At 58.1% G+C, this 17,846-nt stretch carries 15 protein-coding genes and 1 tRNA gene; 7 read left to right on the top strand and 9 right to left on the bottom strand.

Features of this window, described 5'->3' with window-relative positions; translation table 11 throughout:
* Window positions 1–92: 92 nt before the first annotated feature.
* The 6 genes from ghrB to ACK5JN_RS04675 form a co-directional block, all read right to left on the bottom strand.
* Window positions 93–1,064, bottom strand: coding sequence for a glyoxylate/hydroxypyruvate reductase GhrB (ghrB, locus tag ACK5JN_RS04650; RefSeq protein ID WP_416869075.1), 972 nt, complete (start codon window positions 1,062–1,064; stop codon window positions 93–95).
* A gap of 22 nt (window positions 1,065–1,086) precedes the next feature.
* A complete protein-coding gene (locus ACK5JN_RS04655) occupies window positions 1,087–2,367 on the bottom strand; it encodes an MFS transporter (RefSeq protein ID WP_416869076.1) in 1,281 nt (426 codons plus the stop codon).
* A gap of 71 nt (window positions 2,368–2,438) precedes the next feature.
* Entirely contained in the window at window positions 2,439–3,377 is a 939-nt protein-coding gene (locus tag ACK5JN_RS04660) for a sugar kinase (RefSeq protein WP_416869077.1), read from the bottom strand.
* Window positions 3,378–3,380: 3 nt separating this feature from the next.
* Window positions 3,381–4,130: a sugar phosphate isomerase/epimerase family protein gene (locus ACK5JN_RS04665; protein WP_416869078.1), complete on the bottom strand. Its 750-nt coding sequence runs from the start codon at window positions 4,128–4,130 to the stop codon at window positions 3,381–3,383.
* 100 nt (window positions 4,131–4,230) lie between these two features.
* Complete coding sequence (locus tag ACK5JN_RS04670) at window positions 4,231–5,247, bottom strand: LacI family DNA-binding transcriptional regulator (RefSeq protein WP_416869079.1); 1,017 nt, start codon at window positions 5,245–5,247, stop codon at window positions 4,231–4,233.
* 94 nt (window positions 5,248–5,341) lie between these two features.
* Window positions 5,342–6,004, bottom strand: coding sequence for an OmpA family lipoprotein (locus tag ACK5JN_RS04675; RefSeq protein WP_416869080.1), 663 nt, complete (start codon window positions 6,002–6,004; stop codon window positions 5,342–5,344).
* A gap of 211 nt (window positions 6,005–6,215) precedes the next feature.
* Between ACK5JN_RS04675 and ACK5JN_RS04680 the strand changes: the two genes are divergently transcribed.
* Window positions 6,216–8,495, top strand: a complete 2,280-nt coding sequence (locus ACK5JN_RS04680) for a molybdopterin guanine dinucleotide-containing S/N-oxide reductase (RefSeq protein ID WP_416869171.1) — start codon at window positions 6,216–6,218, stop codon at window positions 8,493–8,495.
* Here ACK5JN_RS04680 and ACK5JN_RS04685 read toward each other — a convergent pair.
* Entirely contained in the window at window positions 8,458–8,904 is a 447-nt protein-coding gene (locus tag ACK5JN_RS04685) for an N-acetyltransferase (RefSeq protein ID WP_416869081.1), read from the bottom strand. The two genes, ACK5JN_RS04680 and ACK5JN_RS04685, sit on opposite strands and share 38 nt — an antisense overlap.
* Window positions 8,882–9,463 (bottom strand): DNA-3-methyladenine glycosylase I, encoded by a 582-nt coding sequence (tag, locus tag ACK5JN_RS04690; RefSeq protein WP_416869082.1) that lies wholly within the window; start codon window positions 9,461–9,463, stop codon window positions 8,882–8,884. The genes ACK5JN_RS04685 and tag overlap by 23 nt, the downstream gene beginning before the upstream one ends.
* Before the next feature lie 156 nt (window positions 9,464–9,619).
* On the opposite strand from tag, the gene ACK5JN_RS04695 reads away from it, so the two are divergent.
* The 4 genes from ACK5JN_RS04695 (at window position 9,620) to ACK5JN_RS04710 (ending at window position 13,756) form a co-directional block, all read left to right on the top strand.
* Window positions 9,620–10,327, top strand: coding sequence for an autotransporter domain-containing protein (locus ACK5JN_RS04695; protein WP_416869083.1), 708 nt, complete (start codon window positions 9,620–9,622; stop codon window positions 10,325–10,327).
* A 161-nt stretch (window positions 10,328–10,488) separates the two neighbouring features.
* A complete protein-coding gene (locus tag ACK5JN_RS04700; protein WP_416869084.1) occupies window positions 10,489–11,691 on the top strand; it encodes an MFS transporter in 1,203 nt (400 codons plus the stop codon).
* Between the two features lie 216 nt (window positions 11,692–11,907).
* Entirely contained in the window at window positions 11,908–13,599 is a 1,692-nt protein-coding gene (gene eptB / locus ACK5JN_RS04705; RefSeq protein ID WP_416869085.1) for a kdo(2)-lipid A phosphoethanolamine 7''-transferase, read from the top strand.
* Between the two features lie 80 nt (window positions 13,600–13,679).
* Window positions 13,680–13,756: transfer RNA gene (locus ACK5JN_RS04710), tRNA-Pro, on the top strand.
* A gap of 144 nt (window positions 13,757–13,900) precedes the next feature.
* Here the strand turns inward: ACK5JN_RS04710 and ACK5JN_RS04715 are convergent.
* On the bottom strand, window positions 13,901–14,917 hold the full coding sequence (locus ACK5JN_RS04715) for a substrate-binding domain-containing protein (protein ID WP_416869086.1): 1,017 nt from the start codon (window positions 14,915–14,917) through the stop codon (window positions 13,901–13,903).
* Window positions 14,918–15,066: 149 nt separating this feature from the next.
* On the opposite strand from ACK5JN_RS04715, the gene ACK5JN_RS04720 reads away from it, so the two are divergent.
* Window positions 15,067–16,191, top strand: a complete 1,125-nt coding sequence (locus ACK5JN_RS04720) for an aryl-sulfate sulfotransferase (RefSeq protein WP_416869087.1) — start codon at window positions 15,067–15,069, stop codon at window positions 16,189–16,191.
* Window positions 16,192–16,247: 56 nt separating this feature from the next.
* Window positions 16,248–17,573: a uracil-xanthine permease family protein gene (locus tag ACK5JN_RS04725; protein ID WP_416869088.1), complete on the top strand. Its 1,326-nt coding sequence runs from the start codon at window positions 16,248–16,250 to the stop codon at window positions 17,571–17,573.
* Window positions 17,574–17,846: the final 273 nt, after the last annotated feature.

Below are 17,846 nucleotides of genomic sequence, written 5' to 3' on the forward strand. Positions count from 1 at the left end.
TGAAGGACTACTGTAGCGTGTGAAAAGAATAAATCTGCGACCTGAGTTTTAAATCATGATGCCATCGCGGGGCGATGGCATCATTTCGGAACTTATTGCACCTGCGGGTTCACGCAGTTCTTCTCCACCTTCCCTTGCAGCGCATCAATCAGGTTATCCACCGCGCAGGCCGCCATGTTGTAGCGGGTTTCGTGCGTCGCGGAGCCAATATGCGGCAGGGCGACGACGTTGGGCATCGTCAGCAGCGGGGAGCTGGCCGGCAGCGGTTCCTGTTCGAACACGTCCAAACCGGCGGCGTGAATATCGCCGTTACGCAGCGCGGAGATCAGCGCTTTTTCGTCGACCACCGGGCCGCGGCCGGCGTTGATAAAGATGGCGGATGACTTCATGCGGGCAAACTGCTCGGCGCCGAACAGGTGGTACGTTTCATCCGTTAGCGGCAGGATCAGACAGACAAAATCCGCTTCATCCAGCAGGGTGTTCAAATCGCAGTAGCGGGCGTTGAAGCGCTCCTCCGCCTGCTCATGGCGACGGCGCGCGTTGTAGAGAATCGGCATGTTGAAACCGAAATGCGCGCGCTGCGCCAGCGCCATCCCGATGCGGCCCATCCCGACAATCCCCAGCGTTTTATGGTGCACATCAATACCGAACCAGTCCGGGCCGATGCCTTTGGTCCACTCACCGGCCTTCACCCGCTCGGCCACTTCCACCACGCGACGAGCGGAGCTGAGCACCAGCGCCATCAGCGTATCGGCGACCGTTTCGGTCAGCACCGTTGGCGTGTGCATCAGCAGCACGCGGCGGGCGTTGAGCGCCTCGACGTCAAAGTTATCGTAGCCCACGGAGATGGTCGACGTTGCGCGAAGCTTAGGCATCTTCTCCAGCAGGGCGGTATTGACGGTTTCACTCGAGCCCAGCAGACCTTCCGCATCAGCGAACGCCTGGGCGTGTTGCGCCACCGTCTCCGGGCGCAGGTTAGGCACCTGGGTAACGCTAAAATGCGCTTCCAGGCGACGCAGTAAATCGTCAGGTAACGCTTTGTAGAGAATAATGGACGGCTTCATACAAATCTCCGTGAGTTAATATTTAAGCGTGGCGTGCGCCAACGGGTAGCGGTTGATTATTAGCAGGCTTAACGATCAGAGTTAGCCATACTGAGGCAAAAAGTGCTACCCCCATAAAAATGTAAGAGGCCGACGGGCTGCCGGTGGCACCGTTGAGGTAGCCGACGAACCAGGAGCCGAAAAACGAACCGAGCGCGCCCATGCTGTTGATAAGCGCCATGGCGCCGCCCGCCACGTTACGCGGCAGCATCTCAGGAATGATGGCGAAGAACGGGCCGTACGGGGCGTACATCGCGGCTCCGGCAATCACCAGCAGAATATAAGAGAGCCAGAAGTGGTCCGCACCGACGGCCCACGAGCCGATAAAGGCAAAGCCGGCAAGCAGCAGCAGCGGCCAGACGAACAGGCGGCGGTTCTGCAATTTATCGGAAGCCCAGGAGACGACAATCATCGCCACCGTGGCGGCCAGATACGGGACGGAAGAGAGCCAGCCCACTTCGACCATGCCAAGGTTAGCGCCGCCGCTGCGGAGAATCGACGGCAGCCACAGCACGAAACCGTAGACGCCGATGCTCCAGGCAAAATACTGCATGCACAGCAGGATTACGTTGCGGGAGCGGAAGGCCTCGCCGTAGTTGCGCACCGCCTTAATGCCCTGCTGTTCGCGCTCCAGCTGCGCCTGCAGCGCGGCTTTTTCAGATTCGTTCAACCAACCGACCTGCGATGGCTTATCTTTTACCAGCACCCACCAGCAGAAGGCCCAGATAACCGCCGGGAAGCCTTCGATAATAAACATTTCACGCCAGCCGAGTGCCTGAATCAGATAGCCAGATACCACCGACATCCACAGTACCGTGACCGGATTGCCGAGGATCAGGAAGGTATTGGCCCGCGAGCGTTCCGATTTGGTAAACCAGTTGCTGATGTAAATCAGCATTGCGGGCATCACCGCGGCTTCGACGACGCCGAGAATAAAGCGAATCGCCGCCAGCGCCGGGATATTGGTGACCATCCCGGTCAGCGAGGCGCAGACGCCCCACAGCACCAGGCAGGTAAAGATCAGCTTACGTACGCTGCGGCGCTCGGCGTAGATAGCGCCGGGAATCTGGAAGAAGAAGTAGCCGAGGAAGAACAGGGCGCCCAGCAGGGAGGAGATCCCCTTGGTGATACCCAGATCTTCGGTGATCCCGGCGGCGGAGGCGAAACTGAAGTTCGCGCGGTCAAGGTACGCCAGGCTGTACGTGATAAACACGATCGGCATGATGTACCACCAACGTTTTGCTGCGTTTGTTGAGCTGTTCATAGGCCTGCCTCTATTGTCGCTGCGCCGCCGCTGTATGTAGGGTACAGGGTGGCCACTATCATAACGTGACGTTATTCGCCTAACGCTTCACGCGTGGGTAAACCTTCGCTGTCGCCCTGGACCTGAATGGCCAGCGCGCCAATTTTATTGCCTCGGGTCACGGCCTGATGCAGCGAACGGCCTTCCAGCAGCGCGCTGATGACGCCTACCGCAAAACCATCCCCGGCACCGACGGTATCGACAACGTTGTCGACTTTTACCGGCGCAACGTTGCCCTGTTCGCCGTCGGCCGTTTTGTACCAGGCACCATCTGCGCCGGTTTTCAGCACCACCGCTTTTACGCCGCGATGCAGATAGAAATCAGCGATGGCTTCCGGCGTCTGCTGTCCGGTTAAAATCATCCCCTCTTTCAGGCCGGGTAACACCCAGTCGGCCTGGAACGCGAGCTGGTTAAGTTTCTCCACCATTTCCGCTTCGCTTTTCCACAGCACCGGGCGCAGGTTCGGGTCAAAAGAGAGGGTTTTCCCCTGTGCCTTCATGGTGCGGGCGGTGTGGTCCAGCAGTGCATAAGAGCTGGCGGAGAGCGCTGCCGCCACGCCGCTTAAGTGCAGATGGCGGGCGCTGGCGAAGTAATCATCGTGATAATCATCAATGGAGAGATGGCTGGCTGCGGAGCCTTTGCGGAAGTATTCCACAATGGGATCGGTTCCATTTTCGACTTTAGATTTGAGCTGAAAGCCGGTTGCATGCTGTGGGTCGATAGTCACGCCGCAAGCATCAATGCCTTCTTTTTTCAGCGAATTAAGGACAAAGCGGCCAAAGCTATCGTTACCCACGCGGCTGACCCAGCCCACCTTCAGGCCGAGGCGCGCCAGGCCGGTGGCGACGTTCAGTTCAGCCCCCGCCACGCGCTTGATAAACTGCTCCACGTCGGCAACATCGCCGGTCTGCGTGGCAACAAACATCGCCATTGCTTCGCCGATGGTGATGACATCCAGAGAATTTTTCATTGCTTACTCCTTGCGTAACAGTTCGACGTAGCGGCGGGTGACGGCGGTCAGGTCATCTCCTGCCAGCGGGAACTCAATGCCGCGTGGTACGTCGCCAGGTAGCTGATTCAGCAGCGCCAGCCAGCGGGCGTCGGCCTCATCGGGCGGAAGCGCGCGGTAGCTGTCGTGATGCGGCACGGCGGCTTTGACGTGGATGTAACCGACGGACGGCGCCAGCTGCTCCGCCGCGGTTTCCGGCTTCTCGCCGACCCACAGCCAGTTGCCCATATCAAACGTCAGCTGAACGGGCAGCTTCTGCGTGTGGCAGGCGGCATTGAAGCGCTGCATCGGCGGCAGGCGTCCGCAGGGGGTTTGATCGTTCTCTACCACCAGTTTCATACCGCTGCTCGCCAGCCAGTCGCGCAGCGTGTTGAACGACTCGGTATGGCGAAAGTGACCCAGCGACACTTTCAGCCACAGCGCGCGCAGCGTGGTGGCTTCCTGAAGCAACGCGGGGAGCTGAGGATTGAGGGAGCCATCGGCCATAAACAGCGCTTCGGGCGCGGAGTAACAGGCCAGCAGGCCGCAAGATGCAACGGCGGAAGCTAATGCGGGCAGCGCCTGAAGCTCTCCGGGGGTCAACATCTCGCGGCGGATTTCCACGCCGTCGGCCCCGGCGCTGGCGATGATGGGCAGCATGGCGTGTTGCCCGCCGGCGCTGCTTACAACATCGTGACCATAGGCGGCGGTGACCACCATAATTTTTCTTTGCATAGGGACTCCGAATCTGACGCTATGTCTACTACGCTAGATGGAATCGGTTCCAAAGAAAATGTCACCGTGTTGAATTTATGATCGCCATCACGAAGGAAGATTAACGGGCCGTTGAACCGCGGACGATCAGCTCGCCAGAAAAGACCTGCTCATGAATGGAATCCGCCGCCCCTTCAATGCGCCGCACCACCTGCTCAACGGCGGCGTAGCCAATCTGCCAGGTCGGCTGCTTGAGCGTAGTGATGCCCACGCCCGCCAGCTCGGCCCACTCCAGTTCGTCAAACCCCAGCAGGCCGATATCGCTGCCCCAGTTCAGGCCGATGCGCTTGAGCGAGCGGGCCACCTGCAGGGTGAGCGCGCCGTTGGCGGAGATCACCGCTTTGCGCATTCCGCGATGCTGCTGGTGGAACTGGCGCAGGGTGTTATCGAGCTGGGCGTTCTCCGCCAGCGGCACTTCGGCGTTGTCGGCGACGACCCCGGGATAGCGGGCCAGCGTGGCGCGGAAGGCGCTCAGGCGCTCACGGCGCGTGTTGACGGTGCCCAGCGGCTCGCTGAGGAATAGCAGCGCTTCAAACCCTTGTTCAATCAGGTGTTCGGTAGCGGTAGTGGCGGCTTGGGTGTTATCCAGCCCGACCACGTCGCAGGCAAAATCGGGAATTTTGCGGTCGATCAGAACCATCGGCAACGCGGACTGCTGCAAGCGTTGCAGCCCCTCTTCACGCATCCCGACGGCGTTGACGACGATCCCCTCCACCTGATAGCTGCGCAGCAGGTCCAGATAGTGCAGCTCCTGGTCCACCTCGTTATTGGTGTTACACACCAGCGGGGTAAACCCTTTTTCGCGGCAGGCGGCTTCAATACCGCTGAGCACGTTAACGGAGTAGGGGTTGGTGATGTCGGCGATAATCAGGCCAATCAGGCGGGTACGGCCGCGCTTCAGGCTGCGGGCCATCAGGCTTGGGCGGTAGTCGAGCTCGGCAATGGCGGTTTCAATGCGGGCCAGCAGCGCGTCGGAAAGCAGATGTTTCTCGCCGTTAAGGTAACGGGAAATGCTGGTTTTGCCGGTTTTCGCCGCTTTTGCCACATCGCTGATGGTGGGGCGCGCTGATTTTGCCATGGGAAGGTCTCTCGCCTGAAAGTGACAACACCTTAACGCGAAAATCTGGCTAATCAAGTATTTTGCCGGGTGGGAAAGCCACCCGGCGATAACATTACTGCATCGGGCTTAAGGTAATTTCTACGCGACGGTTCTGCGCTTTGCCCTCTTCGGTGCTGTTGCTGGCGATAGGATTCGCCGGGCCCATACCGGAGGTCCGCACGCGTGTCGCCGCCACGCCCTGGGTGATCAACGAGCTGGCGACCGAGTCGGCGCGCTGCTGAGACAGCTTCATATTAAGCTGCTGGCCGCCGGTGCTGTCGGTATAGCCAATGACGTTGACCGCGGTTTTCTCATACTCTTTCAGCACCATTGCCACGCCGACCAGCGTGTTGGCGCCCGCCGGTTTCAGGGTGGCGGAGGAGCTGTCGAAGGTGACGTTATTGGGCATGTTCAGCACGATATTGTCACCGTTACGAGTGACGCTCACGCCGGTGCCCTGCATTTTTTCGCGCAGTTTGGCTTCCTGCACGTCCATGTAGTAGCCCACGCCGCCGCCGAGCGCCGCGCCCGCCGCAGCGCCGATCAGCGCGCCTTTGCCGCGATCTTTCTTCGACGACGAAAGGGCGCCGACGCCCGCGCCGACTAATGAACCAATGCCCGCGCCGATGCCGGATTTACCCGCTTCGCGCTCGCCGGTGTAAGGGTTGGTGGTGCAGCCTGAGATTGCCAGCGCGCCGCTGACGATGGCAGCGATCGCAAATACACGTTTTTTCATCTTAATTCCTTAATGACGTTCTTATTTTTCGCCACAGCGACCGTGGCGCGTCATTATGACTTGCGAAACAGACGAAAATTCTTGGGAACTCTCTGAAATTTGTAAGTAACATTAAACGGCGCAATCTATCACCGACGCCACCTGCAGGAGCGCTCACTTGTCTACGCCATCTTCTCCCTATACCGTTTTAACCGCTGCCCACTGGGGCCCGATGCTGGTCGATACCGACGGCGAACAGGTGCTCTCTTCACGCGGGGCGCTACAAACGTCGTTTACCAACTCGCTGCAAAGCGCGGTGCGCGATCAGGTGCACAGCAAAACCCGCGTGCGTTACCCCATGGTACGCAAAGGTTTTCTGGCGTCGCCGGATAGCCCTCAGGGCGTACGCGGCCAGGATGAATTTGTGCGGGTAAGCTGGGATGACGCGCTGGCGCTGATCGATCGCCAGCATCGGCGTATACGTGAAACCTATGGCCCGGCGTCGATTTTTGCCGGCTCTTACGGCTGGCGCTCCAACGGTGTATTGCACAAGGCGGCGACGCTGCTGCAACGCTATATGAGCCTTGCCGGGGGCTATACCGGCCATCTGGGGGATTACTCAACCGGCGCGGCGCAGGCGATCATGCCGCACGTGGTGGGCGGCAATGAGGTCTATCAGCAGCAAACCAGCTGGCCGATGGTGCTGGAACATACTGACGTGGTGGTGCTATGGAGCGCCAATCCGCTGAATACGCTGAAAATTTCCTGGAATGCTTCCGATGAGCAGGGGCTACCCTATTTTGAAAAGCTGCGCCAGAGCGGCAAGCGGCTGATCTGTATCGATCCGATGCGATCGGAAACCGTCGCCTTTTTCGGCGAGTCGATGGAGTGGATCGCCCCGCATATGGGCACCGACGTGGCGCTGATGCTGGGCATCGCCCACACGTTACTGGTGAATAACTGGCACGATGCCGACTTTTTATCGCGTTATACCGCCGGTTTCCCGACGTTTGCCGAATATCTCCTGGGGAGCCGCGACGGCGAGGTGAAATCCGCCGAGTGGGCAGCGGCGATTTGTGGGATTGACGCGGGTAAAATTCGCGAACTGGCGGATATCTTCCATAAAAATACCACCATGCTGATGGCGGGCTGGGGCATGCAGCGCCAGCAGTACGGCGAGCAAAAGCACTGGATGCTGGTCACGCTGGCGGCGATGCTGGGGCAGATTGGCACGCCGGGCGGCGGCTTTGGGCTGTCGTATCATTTTGCCAACGGCGGCAACCCGACGCGACGCGCGGCGGTGCTTCCGTCAATGCAGGGCACGGTGCCGGGCGGCGTGGATGCGGTGGATAAAATCCCGGTCGCGCGCATTGTCGAAGCGCTGGAAAACCCCGGCGCGCCGTATCAGCACAACGGTATGGATCGCCATTTCCCGGACATTCGTTTTGTCTGGTGGGCGGGCGGCGCCAACTTTACCCACCATCAGGACACCAACCGCCTGACTCGCGCCTGGCAAAAGCCCGAGCTGGTGGTGATTTCCGAATGCAACTGGACGGCGGCGGCACGGCACGCGGATATCGTGCTGCCCGCCACCACCTCGTTCGAGCGTAACGATCTGACCATGACCGGCGATTACAGCAACCAGCATCTGGTGCCGATGAAGCAGGTCGTACCGCCGCGTGATGAAGCGCGTGATGACTTTACGGTGTTTGCAGACCTCAGCGAGCTGTGGGAGCCGGGCGGCCGCGCGCGCTTTACCGAGGGCAAAAGCGAGCTGGAGTGGCTGGAGAGCTTCTACCAGATTGCCGCCCAGCGCGGCGCAAGCCAGCAGGTGACGCTGCCGCCGTTCGACCGCTTCTGGCAGGACAACGCGCTGATTGAGATGCCGGAAAGCGAGCAGAATGCGGCGTTCGTGCGTTTTGCTGCTTTCCGCGCCGACCCGCAGGCCAATCCGTTGAAAACGCCGAGCGGTAAAATTGAAATTTATTCCGAACGTATTGCCGGCTTCCAGTATGCCGACTGCCCGCCGCATCCGATGTGGCTGGCGCCGGACGAGTGGCACGGCAATGCGCAGCCGGGGCAGCTACAGCTGCTGTCGGCGCATCCGGCGCACCGCCTGCACAGCCAGCTAAACCATACCTCGCTGCGCGAGCGCTATGCGGTAGCCGGGCGCGAGCCGATTACCCTGCACCCGCGGGATGCGCAGGCGCGGCAGATTGCCGACGGCGACCTTGTCCGCGTGTGGAACCATCGCGGGCAGGTGCTGGCGGGCGCGGTGGTGAGCAACGACATTAAACCCGGCGTGATATGCCTGCATGAAGGCGCGTGGCCTGATTTTGCGCACGAAGCAGGGGGGATCTGCAAAAACGGGGCGGTGAACGTGCTGACCAAAGATATCCCCAGCTCGCGGCTGGGGAACGGCTGCGCCGGTAACACGGCGCTGGCTTGGGTCGAGAAATATGCCGGGCCGGCGCTTACGCTAACGGCGTTTGATCCGCCTGCCAACGCATAATCCACGTGGGATGCCGGGTCTCTTCCTGCCACGCGCTGTCTTCGATACGAAAGCCCTGCGCGTGGTAGAAATTCACCGCCCGGCTGTTTTTCTGATACACCTCGAGGCTGAGGTCGGAAAAGTGCTGCTTCACCACGTTGATCAGCGAACGACCGATGCCGTGGTGGATGGCCTCCGGCGTGACGAACAGCGCGCCGATAAAGCGTGATTCAATCACGCTGACAAACCCCTGCAGGCGCTGCTTATCTTCCCATACCCAGGTCTCGGCGGCGGGAAGGTAGGTATCGCGCACAATACCCAAACTCTCCTGCCAGTACTGCGCCTGAATAAACGGGTGCGCATAGGTGGTGCTTTCTAACCACAGCTCAAGTAACGGGTCGAACTGCTTAGTGTTCCATTTTCTGATCATGCTGAACTCCAGGATGGCAGAAGCAGGTAGTCACATGGTCGTTGACCAGCCCGCAGGCTTGCATGAAGGAATAACAGATCGTGGTGCCAACGAATTTAAAGCCACGTTTTTTCAGCGCTTTTGACAGCGCGTCTGAGGCGGGCGTTGACGTGGCGATGTCGCCCAGCGTCGCGGCCTGAGTGACGATTGGGGTGTTATCGACAAACGACCAGACGAAGTCATTGAATGATTCGCCGCTGGCCTCCATCGCCAGGAAGGCGCGGGCGTTGCCGATAATCGCCTGAATTTTACCCCGGTGGCGAATGATGCCGGCGTCCAGCACCAGTCGCTCGACGTCGTCTTCGGTCATGGCGGCAACCTTAACCGGGTCGAAATGGTGGAAGGCGCGACGATAGTTCTCGCGCTTTTTCAGTACGGTGATCCAGGAAAGCCCGGCCTGCTGGCCTTCCAGGCAGATCATCTCGAATAATTTCTGGTTATCTCTTTGGGGAACGCCCCATTCGGTATCGTGATACTCGATGTAAAGCGGATCCTGGCTTACCCAACCACAGCGCTGCATTTTTTTCTCCCTGTTTTTGTCGATGGCGCACGCATAACAATAAAACCCTGCACTTCGCTTGACGCCTGTCATAAAGAGACAATAGTTAATACAGGGATCTTTATCCCTAAAAACATAACAATAACAGCCAAAATTGGCTCTTTCTGGAGTCACTTAATGAATAATAAGAAATGCAATGGCCTTTGGCGATGTGCTGTGCCAGCGTCGGTTTTCGTGTGGATGTTACTATCGCCACATGCGAATGCCTGGCAACAGGAATATATCGTGACTGACTCACAAAGTAATACTGCGGAGCGCTATACATGGGATAGCGATCACCAACCGCGGTACGATGACATTCTGGCGGAGCGTATCGAGGCCGTACAAGCCGGCGCGGGGCTGAATATGAATCTCCCGGACGCGACGCCGCTGGATGCGACAAAAACCCTGAGCGTTGGCTGGAACTTCCCGCTGACGGAAAGGCTCACCACCGGGCCGGTCGCTTCGTGGCACTACGATGGCTCTCCGGGCTTTATGTGGAATGAATTTGGCGATACCGCCAGCGCCGGTGCGCAAACCGATCCGCTGTGGCATGCGAGCGTGAGCACGCTGGGGTGGCGCGTGGATTCGCACCCCTGGCTGGGCATTCGCCCGTGGGCACAGGTGAGCTATAACCAGCAGTTCGGCGAGAATCAGTGGAAAGCGCAATCTGGCCTGAATCGAATGCCAACGACCACCCAGGACGGCAACTGGGTCGATGTGACCGTCGGGGCGGATATGTTACTGAACTCACATCTGGCGGCCTATGCGGCGCTCTCGCAGGCGGATAATATGGCGGCAGGCGCGAACTATCTGTATACCATGGGCGTCAGCGCGCGTTTTTAATCACGCAATATATTCAGCAGCGGAATGATTTTTTCAATGTCATTCATTCCGCTGCTGATGCATTTCATTCCGTCCTCAATGCATTTCATGCCTTTTTGAACCAGCGAAAATGTTAACTTCGTTATCGTTGGCAGCAGTTAATTCAAGAAGGCATCTTCATCATGAACGCTGCAACTAAAAATCACACTCGCTGGCTGACATTGTTCGGCACCATTATTACCCAGTTCGCCCTCGGTTCTGTTTATACCTGGAGTCTGTTCAACAGCGCGCTGTCCAGCAAGCTGGACACCTCGGTCAGCCAGGTGGCGTTCTCCTTTGGCCTGCTTAGCCTCGGTCTGGCGCTCTCCTCGTCCGTGGCGGGTAAGCTGCAGGAACGCTTTGGCGTTAAGCACGTCACCATCGCTTCCGGCCTGCTGCTAGGGCTAGGCTTCTTCCTCACCGCCCACGCCACCAGCCTGATGATGCTGTGGCTGAGCGCCGGTATTATCGTTGGCCTGGCAGACGGCGCAGGCTATCTGCTGACGCTCTCCAACTGCGTGAAATGGTTCCCGGAGCGTAAAGGGCTGATTTCCGCCTTTGCGATTGGTTCTTACGGTTTAGGCAGCCTCGGTTTCAAATTTATCTGTAGCCATCTGCTGGCGACCGTCGGCCTGGAAAAAACCTTTGTGATTTGGGGCACGATTGTGCTGGTGATGATTGTCTTCGGCGCGATGCTGATGAAAGACGCGCCGAATCAGGAAGCGCAGAGCCATGACGGCGTGGTGGAAAATGACTTCACGCTGGCGGAATCCATGCGTAAACCGCAGTACTGGATGCTGGCCGTGATGTTCCTGACCGCCTGCATGAGCGGCCTGTACGTGATTGGCGTCGCTAAAGATATTGCGCAGGGGATGGTGCACCTGGATCTGGCAACCGCCGCCAACGCCGTTACCGTTATCTCGATTGCTAACCTGAGCGGCCGTCTGGTGCTGGGTATTCTGTCCGACAAAATCGCCCGCATCCGCGTGATTACGATTGGCCAGATTATTTCACTGGTCGGGATGGCGGCGCTGCTGTTCGCTCCGCTGAATGAAATGACTTTCTTCGCCGCGATTGCCTGCGTGGCCTTTAACTTCGGCGGTACCATCACCGTGTTCCCATCGCTGGTGAGCGAGTTCTTCGGCCTCAACAACCTGGCGAAAAACTACGGCGTGATTTACTTAGGCTTCGGTATCGGCAGCATCTGCGGTTCGCTGATTGCCTCAATGTTCGGCGGTTTCTACGTGACCTTCTGCGTGATTTTCGCCCTGCTGATTATCTCGCTGGCGCTGTCCACCACCATTCGTCAGCCGAAGACGGAAATGCTTCACGAAGCGCACGCTTAACAATATTGCCCTCCTCAATATGATGATTCAGGCCAAATATTTTTGTAAATATTTGGCCTAATCACATCCGCAGCGAATACTTTTCCCCTTTCTTGTTGTCTACTTACCGCGCTTGCAAATGCGGCCCTCTGGGCATAACGCATAAATTAACTAGTCTACTAATTCTGTGATTTGTAACTGGTTTTTTATTTTTCCCTTTTTCCAGGGTCATTTTGAATGAGATATATCAAAGCGATGTCGCTGCAAAAGCTGAGCCTTTTGCTGGCGGTATACATCGGCTGGTTTATGAATTATTCCGTGTTGGTCCGTCGTTTCGAGGGTTATCTGTCGGACTTTAGCGTCGAGAAAGGGATTTTTATCGGCATTGAACTGGTGAGCTCGCTGCTGGTGACGTTCTTCCTGCTGCGCCTGCTGTCGCTGGGTGGACGCACGCTGTGGAAAGTGCTCACCACCGCCGTGGTGCTGATTTCCGCCGGTGCCAGCTACTACATGACCAACCTTAACGTGGTGATTGGCTATGGGATCATTGCCTCGGTAATGACCACCGATGTCGATCTCTCTAAAGAGGTGGTGGGCTGGCATTTCATCTCGTGGCTGGTGCTGATAAGCATCGTGCCGCTGGTGTTTATCTGGTTTAACCGGGCGCGCGATACGCTGCTTTATCAGCTGCTTACGCCAGGCCAGCGCCTGCGCGGTATCGGTGCCGTGCTGCTTTGTGTGCTGCTGGTATGGGGGCCGATTCGCCTGATGGAAGCGCATCTGAAGAAGAGTGAACGCTTGTCGCAGGTGGATATGCCAAGCTACGGCGGCGTGCTGGCCAACTCCTATCTACCGAGCAACTGGGTTTCCGCGCTGAGCCTGTACGGCTGGACCCAGGTTGACGAATCGCTGGATACCAGCGATCTTATCGACCCGGCGAAGAAATTTACCTACGTCGAGCCCAAAGATATTGATGACACTTACCTGGTGTTTATTATCGGCGAAACCACCCGCTGGGATCACATGGGCCTGTTCGGCTATGAGCGCAACACCACGCCGGGGCTGGAGAAAGAGAAAAACCTGGTGGCCTTCCGCGGCTACTCCTGCGATACCGCGACCAAACTTTCACTACGCTGCATGTTCGTGCGTCAGGGCGGGGCGAGCGATAACCCGCAGCGGACGCTGAAGGAGCAGAACGTGTTTGCGGTACTGCATCAGCTCGGTTTCACCGGTGACCTGCTGGCGATGCAGAGCGAGCTGTGGTTCTACAGTAACACCATGGCCAACAACATCGCCTACCGCGAGCAGATTGGCGCCGAGCCGCGCAACCGGGGTAAGAGCGTGGACGACATGCTGCTGGCGGATGAAATGAAAAACGTGCTGGCACGAAACGGCGTCGACGGTAAGCATCTGATTATCATCCATACCAAAGGTTCGCACTTTAACTACACCCAGCGCTACCCGCGCAGCTTTGCAAAGTGGACGCCGGAGTGTGTGAACGTGGACGATAAATGCAGCAAAACGGAGCTGATTAACTCGTACGATAACTCAATCACCTACGTCGACCACTTCCTGGTGAACGTTTTCGACCAGCTGCGCGACAAGAAGGCGATCGTCTTCTATGCGGCGGACCACGGTGAGTCGATTAACGACCACGAGCGTCTGCACGGCACGCCGCGCAAGATGGCGCCGCCAGAACAGTTCCGCGTGCCGATGATGGTATGGATGTCGGATAAGTATCTGGAGAACCCGGACCACGCGAAGTCGTTCGCCTGGCTGCAAAAGCAGGCGGCGATGAAGCAGCCGAAGCGCCACGTGGAGCTTTATGACACCATTATGGGCTGTCTGGGTTACACTTCTCCGGACGGTGGCATCAACGAGCGCAATAACTGGTGCCACGTTCCCGAGGCCAAAAAGTCGGCGCAGTGATGGCTTTCTGGCCGAACGAAGGGCTTTTGTAAAATAAGGGATTGACGAGGGCGGGGCACAGCAGTAAGATGCGCCGCATTCGGTGATTGGCGCAGCCTGGTAGCGCACTTCGTTCGGGACGAAGGGGTCGGAGGTTCGAATCCTCTATCACCGACCAATTTGAAAAAGCCGCTCTCTGAGCGGCTTTTTTGCGTTTGTGGCCCGGTGGTATTCCCGGCGTCGCTGCGCTCGGCCGGGCTACGGTTGATGGGTATCCAGGCGTTTACGTGCGGAGCGCCGGCATGTAGCCCGGGCGAGGCGTTTACGCCGACCCCGGGGCGGTTGACGCCCGCACCACCAGATCCGGCATTTCCCCCTCGCTGTGGCTCACTGCTTCCCCTGCCAGGACGGCAAAGAGCAGCGTGATTGCCTGACGCGCCACTTCATCAAGGTGCATATTTACGGCCGTCAACGGCGGCACGGATTCGCGCGCGCGAATACCATCATAGCGGGTGACCACGCGTATCTGCTCGGGAATGATCACCGCCTTTTCCTGAAAAGCGCGCACGGCACCGCTGGCAAAGGTGTCTATCAGCACCAATATTCCGTCGACATCCGGATGGTCCTGCACAAGCTGGCAGGCTGCACGATAACCCGCCTCTTCCCCTTCATGTTCATTGAGATAATAAACAATCGGCGGCTGTTTTCCCTGACACCAGCGGCGATAGGTTGCCTCGGTTTCCTGCGTTGACGTACGGCAGGTGTTGCCAACAAAAAGCGCGCATCTTCCGGCCCCCGCGTCCTGCAGGTGCGACAGCAGCAGCTGCGCCGTTGCCGCCGAATGGAGCTCAACCCACGGTACCGGCGCGTCGGTCCCCGGCGTGCGGCCAATGGTCACGCAGGGGATACCGGCCTGGGCCAGCGCTGCAAGCTGCGGATCGTTTTCTGCCGGTTCAATCAGAATCGCAGCGTCAAAACCGACCGCATCGAGCGGGTTCGCGCCAGGGGGCACCAGAATCAGCGCGTGCTGTTTATCCAGCGCCATCATCGCCGACGTCAGCGCCACTTCCATCATAAAACCTAACCGCGACGCCCCGGAGGCGATGGTCAACGGTAGCGAAGAGAGCAGCGCGATGGTGTTGGTCTTACCGGTACGCAGCTGGCGAGCGCGAATGTTCGGCGTGTAGTTCAGCGCCTTGATGGCCTCTTCAATGCGCCGCCGCGTTTCCGGCTCGACAAAGCGGGTATTGTGCAACGCATTGGACACCGTCCCCGGCGACACGCCAGCGTGGCGGGCGACATCAATCAACTTCGCGCGTTTTTTCTCTTGAGCAGCCATCTGCTTCCTGACCTTCGGAATTTTACGCACAGAGTAACATATTTACCCGACGATAACGTTTGCCTTTTCTCGCTTAAGATCGCAAAAAACTCTTCATTAAAACGTTTTAATGGGTTATTTTGACGAAAATTTATTCCTCAGGAGGCGATATGGCACACTTAACTCAGGATCCATCTTTCACCCTCGGACGCCGTCTGGCGGGCCTGATCTACGCCGATAAAGAGAAGAGCTTTGGCGGCTATACGCTGTTTGCACCTCAGACCTCTGAAGGGCGCGTTTATCTGGTGGACGCGCAGGGCGACATTGCGCACCAGTGGCAGCTTCCGGTTCGTGCCGGGCGTGATGCGGTGCTGCTGCCAAACGGCAATCTGGGGTACAACGGCAGCCATGCTACCTCGGCAAATCTCTATCCAGCGTGGGATCTCTGGCACGGCGGCGACTTCTACGAAGTGACGCCGGATAACGAAATTGTCTGGCACTACGAAGATATCCATCACCACCACGACGCCCAGTGGCTGGCGAACGGCAACCTGCTGTATACCGCCGCCGCGCCGCTGCCGGCCGATATCGCTGCTCGCGTCACCGGCGGCGATCCGCGACGTGATGCGCCGGACGGCGTGATCCAGAGCGACGTGGTGAAAGAAGTGAATCGCGATGGGGAAGTGGTGTGGGAGTGGCGCGCCTGGGAGCACCTCAACCCGGAAGATTTCCCCATCCATGAGATTTTTGACCGTCGCCACTGGCCGATGATTAACGGCCTCTCCGTAACCCGCGATGGCCTGGTGCTGATGAGCCTGCGCACCACCTCTGGCGTTATCGCGGTGTCCAAAGAGAGCGGCAAGGTGGTGTGGCACGCGGGCCCGGAGGTGGTAGCGCAGCAGCACACGCCGGTGGAGATGGAAAACGGGTCGATTCTGGTGTTCGATAACGGCAACCTGCGTCCGGGCGTCACCTCGCCGCACTCCACGGTGCTGGAGTTCGATCCGCAAACCAAAGCCATTACCTGGCAGTATCGCGATATCTTCCCGCCGGCCTTTTTCTCGCCGTATATGGGCAGCGCGCAGCGGCTGGCGAACGGCAATACCTTTATCTGCGAATCGGCGTTTGGCCGTCTGTTTGAAGTAACGCCGCAAGGTGAAACGGTGTGGGAATACATCATTCCGTTCTTCAATGAGTATCCGGAGCACCTGAGCAAAGGCATTATTCCAGGTAAACAGAACAGCGCTTTCCGCGCGCATCGCTATGCCGCCGACGCGATTGCGTGGCTGAAATAATTTCCGCCGCCAGCCTGCGCTGGCGGTGATTTTCTGATGTTTAACGGGAGGCAATCATGCCGCAACCTGGGCTTACCACGCCGGATAACGACGCATTACCCTGGCAAACCACCTTTCTTCTGGCGCTTCAGCACGTGCTGGTCGTCGCCGCGACCCCCATCACCTCCGTCTTTCTCATCGCTAAAGCGCTCCATTTCACCGATGCGGTGACCGCGTCAGTGCTGAGCGCCACCTTTCTGATGTGCGGGCTGGGCGCCATGCTGCAAAGCCTGGGCGTGAAGGGCGTGGGCGCGCGTCTGCCGTTTATTATGGTGCCGGGCGGCGCGCCGATTGCCATTTTTGTCGCGATCGCCCTGCAAACCAATATCCAGACGGCGGTTGGCGCGGTGATCTTAACTTCAATATTCTATTTTCTGGCGCTGCCCATTTTCCGCCGCTGCCTGCACCATTTTCCGCCGTTTATTATCGGCATCATGCTGCTGATGGTGTCGATTAACCTCATTCGCCTGTATGGCGGCCTGATTATCGGCCAGCCGGGCAGCACCGATTTCGCCCATCCGACCAGCATTATTTTGTCGCTGGGGACGATTCTGATTACGCTGGTGTTCGCGCTGGTCTTTACCGGTATTCTGCGTCAGCTGGCGGTGATGTTTGGCCTGCTGGCCGGGACGCTACTGGGCATGATGCTGGGCAGCACTGACTTTAGCGGCGTAAGCCACGGGCCGCTGTTCAGCGTGCCGCAGCTGTTCCCCTTCGGCTGGCCTATATTCAACCTTTCCGCCTCGTTGCCGTTACTGATTTACGCGGTGATATCTATGGCTGAAGCAACTGGGCAAACGATTGCTACCGCGGAAATCGTCAATTCCACACAAAACGTCCGTGAGGCCATTCCGCGTACCATTCGCGGTGATGCCGTCATGTCGCTGCTGGGCGGGATTTTTGGCACCTCGCTGATCATTACCTCCGGTGAGAATATCGGCGTGGTGCGCACCACTAACGTTAAATCGCGCTACGTCACCGCCGCGGCGGGAGGGCTGCTGATTCTTATCGCGCTGTTCTCGCCGCTGGTGCGTCTTGCGACCTGCCTGCCCGGGCCGGTGGTGTGCGGTACGGCGGTGATGGTGTTTAGCATTATTGGCGTGATTGGGATCGATCTGATCGCCCGCGAGCCGCTGCATACGCCGGGTAAAACCTACGCGCTGGCCATGGGGCTGGCGATGGGGATGCTGCCGATTCTGGTGCCGGGTCTTTATCAAAATTTCCCATCGGGTGTGCAGATGGTATTTGGCAATGGCATGACGGCGGGAACATTGACGGCGATTCTGGTTAACTCCCTTTTTAACTGGAGTGAAAAACGCAGCCTGGCCCGCGCGAAAAACTAGACCTCGGAGGGCGGGCCGCTGGCCTGCCCTTATCAGGGGACGGCGCATCGTCTTTAGCCTGTTTGTTCACAATTCCGTGACATATTCCATTGTATTTTCGTATATATAGATGAATCTTTTTTCACGCCGCTTATGGGTAACCTCAGCATTTTCACCTGTGCGTTTTAACGTTCGCGGCATTTATCGCTCAGATAATCAGCATATCGAAAGAAATTTTTCACATAATGGCTAATTGTTAATCACTGAATGTTGCAAAGTATTAAGTGAATAACT

The organism is Kluyvera sp. (assembly GCF_047971185.1).
Lineage (GTDB): Bacteria > Pseudomonadota > Gammaproteobacteria > Enterobacterales > Enterobacteriaceae > Kluyvera.

What these genes read in the sequence shown, in the direction of transcription:
- ACK5JN_RS04680 (WP_416869171.1), top strand. Translation starts at nt 6,216, where the DNA reads ATGCTGGTCGATACCGACGGCGAACAGGTGCTCTCTTCACGCGGGGCG.
- eptB (WP_416869085.1), top strand. Translation starts at nt 11,908, where the DNA reads ATGAGATATATCAAAGCGATGTCGCTGCAAAAGCTGAGCCTTTTGCTG.
- ACK5JN_RS04695 (WP_416869083.1), top strand. Translation starts at nt 9,620, where the DNA reads ATGAATAATAAGAAATGCAATGGCCTTTGGCGATGTGCTGTGCCAGCG.
- ACK5JN_RS04700 (WP_416869084.1), top strand. Translation starts at nt 10,489, where the DNA reads ATGAACGCTGCAACTAAAAATCACACTCGCTGGCTGACATTGTTCGGC.
- ACK5JN_RS04655 (WP_416869076.1), bottom strand. Translation starts at nt 2,367, where the DNA reads ATGAACAGCTCAACAAACGCAGCAAAACGTTGGTGGTACATCATGCCG.
- ACK5JN_RS04670 (WP_416869079.1), bottom strand. Translation starts at nt 5,247, where the DNA reads ATGGCAAAATCAGCGCGCCCCACCATCAGCGATGTGGCAAAAGCGGCG.
- ACK5JN_RS04715 (WP_416869086.1), bottom strand. Translation starts at nt 14,917, where the DNA reads ATGGCTGCTCAAGAGAAAAAACGCGCGAAGTTGATTGATGTCGCCCGC.
- ACK5JN_RS04675 (WP_416869080.1), bottom strand. Translation starts at nt 6,004, where the DNA reads ATGAAAAAACGTGTATTTGCGATCGCTGCCATCGTCAGCGGCGCGCTG.
- ACK5JN_RS04685 (WP_416869081.1), bottom strand. Translation starts at nt 8,904, where the DNA reads ATGATCAGAAAATGGAACACTAAGCAGTTCGACCCGTTACTTGAGCTG.
- ACK5JN_RS04720 (WP_416869087.1), top strand. Translation starts at nt 15,067, where the DNA reads ATGGCACACTTAACTCAGGATCCATCTTTCACCCTCGGACGCCGTCTG.
- ACK5JN_RS04665 (WP_416869078.1), bottom strand. Translation starts at nt 4,130, where the DNA reads ATGCAAAGAAAAATTATGGTGGTCACCGCCGCCTATGGTCACGATGTT.
- ACK5JN_RS04725 (WP_416869088.1), top strand. Translation starts at nt 16,248, where the DNA reads ATGCCGCAACCTGGGCTTACCACGCCGGATAACGACGCATTACCCTGG.
- ACK5JN_RS04660 (WP_416869077.1), bottom strand. Translation starts at nt 3,377, where the DNA reads ATGAAAAATTCTCTGGATGTCATCACCATCGGCGAAGCAATGGCGATG.
- ghrB (WP_416869075.1), bottom strand. Translation starts at nt 1,064, where the DNA reads ATGAAGCCGTCCATTATTCTCTACAAAGCGTTACCTGACGATTTACTG.
- tag (WP_416869082.1), bottom strand. Translation starts at nt 9,463, where the DNA reads ATGCAGCGCTGTGGTTGGGTAAGCCAGGATCCGCTTTACATCGAGTAT.